Raw genomic sequence first — 4,171 nt, forward strand, 5'->3', positions numbered from 1 at the left:
CACCCTGCCTTCGGTGTTGGGCGCCACCCGCCCGGAAGACGGCGACGAAGCCCGTTACGTGGGCGGCATACGCTAAAAACCGTCGCCGCCCGACGCCGCTGGCACCGGCTCGGGGGGCGGTCGAAACCCTCGGGGTCGCGGGATCCCCGGCAACACGCTCAGCGAACGCGGTTCTGCGCCAGCCGAACCGCCGTCAAACCCCGGCCACGATCCAGCGCGCCGCCTTTTCGGCCAGCATCAACGTGGGACTGTTGGTGTTGCCGCTGGTGATGGTGGGCATGGCGCCCGCGTCCACCACGCGCAAGCCCTCCACGCCGTAGACGCGCAAGTGGCTGTCGAGCACGGCCATGGGGTCGTCGGGGCGCCCCATTTTGGTGGTGCCCACGGGGTGGAAGATGGTGCTGGCGATGTCACCGGCCAGGCGGGCCAACTCTTCGTCGGTCTGGAATTGCACGCCGGGCTTGAATTCTTCGGGCCGGTAGGGCGCGAGCGCCGGCTGCGCCACGATGCGGCGCGTGACGCGCAGGCTGTCGGCCGCCACTTGGCGGTCCTCGGGGGTGCTCAGGTACTGCGGCGCAATGGCCGGTGCGTCTTCGAAGCGCGCGGACAGGATGCGCACATGGCCCCGGCTGGTGGGGTTGAGGTTGCACACGCTGGCGGTGAACGCCGGAAAGCGGTGCAAAGGCTCGCCGAACGCGTCCAGGCTGAGCGGTTGCACGTGGTATTCGAGATTCGGCCAGGGCTGGTCGGGGCTGCTGCGGGTGAAGGCACCGAGCTGGCTGGGTGCCATGCTCATGGGGCCGCTGCGTTTGAACGCGTACTCCAGACCGATCAGCGCTTTGCCCCAAATCGAATGGGCCAGGGTGTTGAGCGTTTTAGCCTCTTGCACCTTGTAGACGCTGCGGATCTGCAAATGGTCTTGCAGGTTTTCGCCCACGCCCGGCAGGCTGTGCTGCACCTCGATGCCGTGCTGGCGCAGCAGGGTCGCAGGGCCGATGCCCGAGAGCTGCAGAATCTGCGGCGAGTTGACACTGCCGGCGCTCAAGATCACCTCGCGCGTGGCGCTCACCGTCACCGCCTCGCCACCGCGCAGCAGGCGTGCGCCGGTGCAGCGCAGCGCGCCGCTGGGGTCGCGCGCCAAAGTGAGCCGCTTCACCCGGGTCTCGGTCCATACCGTGAGATTGGGGCGGCGCTGCACCGGGCGCAGGAAGGCCTTGGAGGCGTTCCAGCGCCAGCCCGCCTTCTGGTTCACATCGAAGTAGCCCACGCCTTCGTTGTTGCCACTGTTGAAATCCGCCGTGGCCGGCAGGCCCGCTTGCTGCGCGGCCAGGGCAAAAGCGTCGAGCACGTCCCAGCGCAGGCGCTGCTTTTCCACCCGCCATTCGCCGCCACCGCCGTGGCGGGCGTTGCCGTGCAGGGCCGCGAACGCGGGGTTGGACGCAGCGGCGTCCACGGCATCGAGCCGGTAGTGGTCTTCGTGCGCCTTGAAGTCGGGCAGGCTGTTGGCCCAGGTCCAGGCCTCGTCACCGGTGAGGTCGGCCCAGGCGTCGTAGTCGCGGCTTTGGCCGCGCATGTAAATCATGCCGTTGATGCTGGAGCAACCACCCAACGCTTTGCCACGCGGGTATCGCAGGCGGCGGCCGTTCAAGCCGGGGTCGGGCTCGGTCTGGTACAGCCAGTCGGTGCGCGGGTTGCCGATGCAATACAGATAGCCCACCGGGATGTGGATCCAGTGGTAGTCGTCCTTGCGGCCCGCTTCGATCAGCAGCACGCGCTTGGACGGGTCGGCCGAAAGCCGGTTGGCCAGCAGGCAACCGGCGGTGCCGGCTCCCACCACGATGTAGTCAAACGCGGTGTCGCTCATGGGGAATCCTCGCTGAACGGCGGGTTGGAAGAAGGGTCTTCGTCGGGCAAAGCGAATTCGCCGCGCTGGTAGGCCGCGACCACGTCCTGGGCCTCGCTCAACCGCAGCTCGGGCACCAGCACGCGCACCGGAATCGCACCGGCCAGCAAGGTGTGGGTTTGCACCAAATGGGCGTCGGCCACCACTGCGGGCACACCGGCGGCCTGCAGGCAGCCGCGCAACAGATAGGCCTCGGTCGGGCTGAAGAAAGTGACCAGGGTCTGCCAGTCGCCTTCGTCTGGGTCGTAGGGGCTGTCACCGTGCATGGCTAGGAGCCTGCGCGGCCAGCCGGTGCCGCATTTTCATATTTGAATTTCTCATGCGTCTTGTCTCCGAGAGAAGCCACAGTTTGCGCAAAAAGCAGCGAGAAATCCAATGAAATCGCCAAAACAGCGCTATAAGCAGAGCAAATATGAAGGCCAGCGATCCCGTCTCCACCCCCCTGCCTGCCCGGCTCGACCCGCAGACCCTGCGCGCCTTTGTGGCCGTGGCGCGCGAGGGCAATGTGTCGCGCGCCGCCCTGCGCCTGCACCTGAGCCAACCGGCGGTGAGCCTGCAGCTCAAGACCCTGACCGAGGCCACCGGCCTGCCGCTCTTCACCCGCACCCCGCAAGGCATGGCCCTCACCGCCGACGGCGCGGCCCTGCTGCCGCTGGCCGACAAGGCCCTGGCCGCGCTGGCCGACTTCGGACAGGCCGCTGCGGGTCTGCACGCGACGGTGCGCGGCACCTTGCGCATCGGTACCATCCTCGACCCGGAGTTCATCCGCCTCGGCGCATTCCTGAAGCAACTGGTGGAAACCAGCCCGCAGGTGAGGACCGAGTTGCGCCAGGGCATGAGCGGCGATGTGCTGACACAGGTCGAGCACGGCGAGGTCGACGTCGGCTTCTTTCTCGACCTGCCCGAGCAGGCTTTGAGCCAGCAAGCCGACGCGCCTTACCGCCTGCGCCCGCTCACCCGCTTCACCTACCGCGTGCTGGCGCCGGCCGGTTGGGGGCCGCAGGTGCGCGGCAAAGACTGGAAAGCGCTGGCCGCCCTGCCCTGGCTGGCCACGCCACCGGCCAGCGCCCACCACCGTTTGTTGAAACACGTGTTCGGCCCCGGCTCGCTCACCGGCTTGGAGCCGCGCCGCGTGGCGCTGGTGGACCAGGAAGCTTCCATGCTCGACCTGGTGAAAAGCGGCGTGGGCCTGTCGCTGGTGCGAGACGCTATCGCCATGCGCGAAGCCCATGCCCATGGCCTGGTGATCGCCGACCGGGTTGCGCTCGAATGCGATCTGAGCTTCGTCTGCCTGGCGCAGCGCGCGGGCGATCCGGTGATCACACGCGCCTGGGCCGCGCTGGAAGCGGTTTGGGGATGAACGCTCGCGGCGCACGCAAACGAGGCACCCTGCCGCGCTGCTGGGCTCAATATTGCAACTGCCCCTGGCTGTCGACAATGGCGAGCTCCACATAGCTGGCGCCGTTGTGGGACTTGGGTGAATAGCGCGCCCGGAAACTGCCGTAGGCAATTTCTCCGGTGGCCTCCATCGCCTTGGTGAACGAGTCGGTGCTCAGTGCACGCCCCGCTCGCTGCAAACCTTCGACCAGCAGACGCGCGTGCACAAAGCCTTCAAACTGCGACGCCGAAGGTTTTGCCTGCGGCGAACTGGCACGCAACAGCTTGAGGTATTCAGCCACCACCGGATTGGCCGAAGCCCGCAGCGACGGCATGATCTGCGCGAGGATGATGCCCCGTGCCTGCTCTTTCAACTCGGCCCGGATGACATCCATGCTGGCTACCGAAAATCCGTAATAGCCCGGCCGTGCCCCGGTCTGCTGCACCGCTTTGATGTAGTTCGTGAAGGTGCTGCCTGCGGTACCCAGAATCACCGCCTGCGGATTCGCCGCCTGCGTGGCCGCTGCGGCGGCGGCAAAGTTGGGCTGCTTGGGATCTACGCTGATCTCGGCGACAAAGGGCAGCTTTTCTTCTTCCGCCGCTTTTTTCAACTCGGCGAGCAAGGCTTTTCCAAAGCCGTCGTCTTGATAAAACACCGCCACCCGCTGGAGGCCGATCAGCTTCATTTGGCTCAGGATGCGGCGCGCTTCGTTTGCGTAACTGGCGCGCACTTGGAACACCAGCGGATTGAAGTTGTCCCGAAACGCCGAGGCACCGGTGACCGGCCCAAAGACGATGGTGCGCGTCTCTTTCAACAGCGGCAGAATGGCCGCCGTCTGCGCGGTGCCGGTGTTGTTGTAGATCATGAAGACCTTGTCCTGCTCCAACAAC

At 66.5% G+C, this 4,171-nt stretch carries 4 protein-coding genes; 1 reads left to right on the forward strand and 3 read right to left on the reverse strand.

The window, feature by feature from the left end:
• Nucleotides 1-193: 193 nt before the first annotated feature.
• Nucleotides 194-1,864: a GMC family oxidoreductase gene (locus ABYB95_RS18245; RefSeq protein ID WP_372660100.1), complete on the reverse strand. Its 1,671-nt coding sequence runs from the start codon at nucleotides 1,862-1,864 to the stop codon at nucleotides 194-196.
• On the reverse strand, nucleotides 1,861-2,169 hold the full coding sequence (locus ABYB95_RS18250; protein WP_372660102.1) for a DUF2007 domain-containing protein: 309 nt from the start codon (nucleotides 2,167-2,169) through the stop codon (nucleotides 1,861-1,863). The genes ABYB95_RS18245 and ABYB95_RS18250 overlap by 4 nt, the downstream gene beginning before the upstream one ends.
• 146 nt (nucleotides 2,170-2,315) lie before the next feature.
• Here ABYB95_RS18250 and ABYB95_RS18255 point away from each other — a divergent pair, with 146 nt between their 5' ends.
• Entirely contained in the window at nucleotides 2,316-3,263 is a 948-nt protein-coding gene (locus ABYB95_RS18255) for a LysR family transcriptional regulator (protein ID WP_372660104.1), read from the forward strand.
• A gap of 46 nt (nucleotides 3,264-3,309) precedes the next feature.
• Here ABYB95_RS18255 and ABYB95_RS18260 read toward each other — a convergent pair.
• The coding region (locus ABYB95_RS18260) for an ABC transporter substrate-binding protein (RefSeq protein WP_372660106.1) at nucleotides 3,310-4,171 on the reverse strand (862 nt) is incomplete at its 5' end.

The organism is Hydrogenophaga sp. (genome assembly GCF_041633695.1).
Classification (GTDB): Bacteria; Pseudomonadota; Gammaproteobacteria; order Burkholderiales; family Burkholderiaceae_C; genus Hydrogenophaga.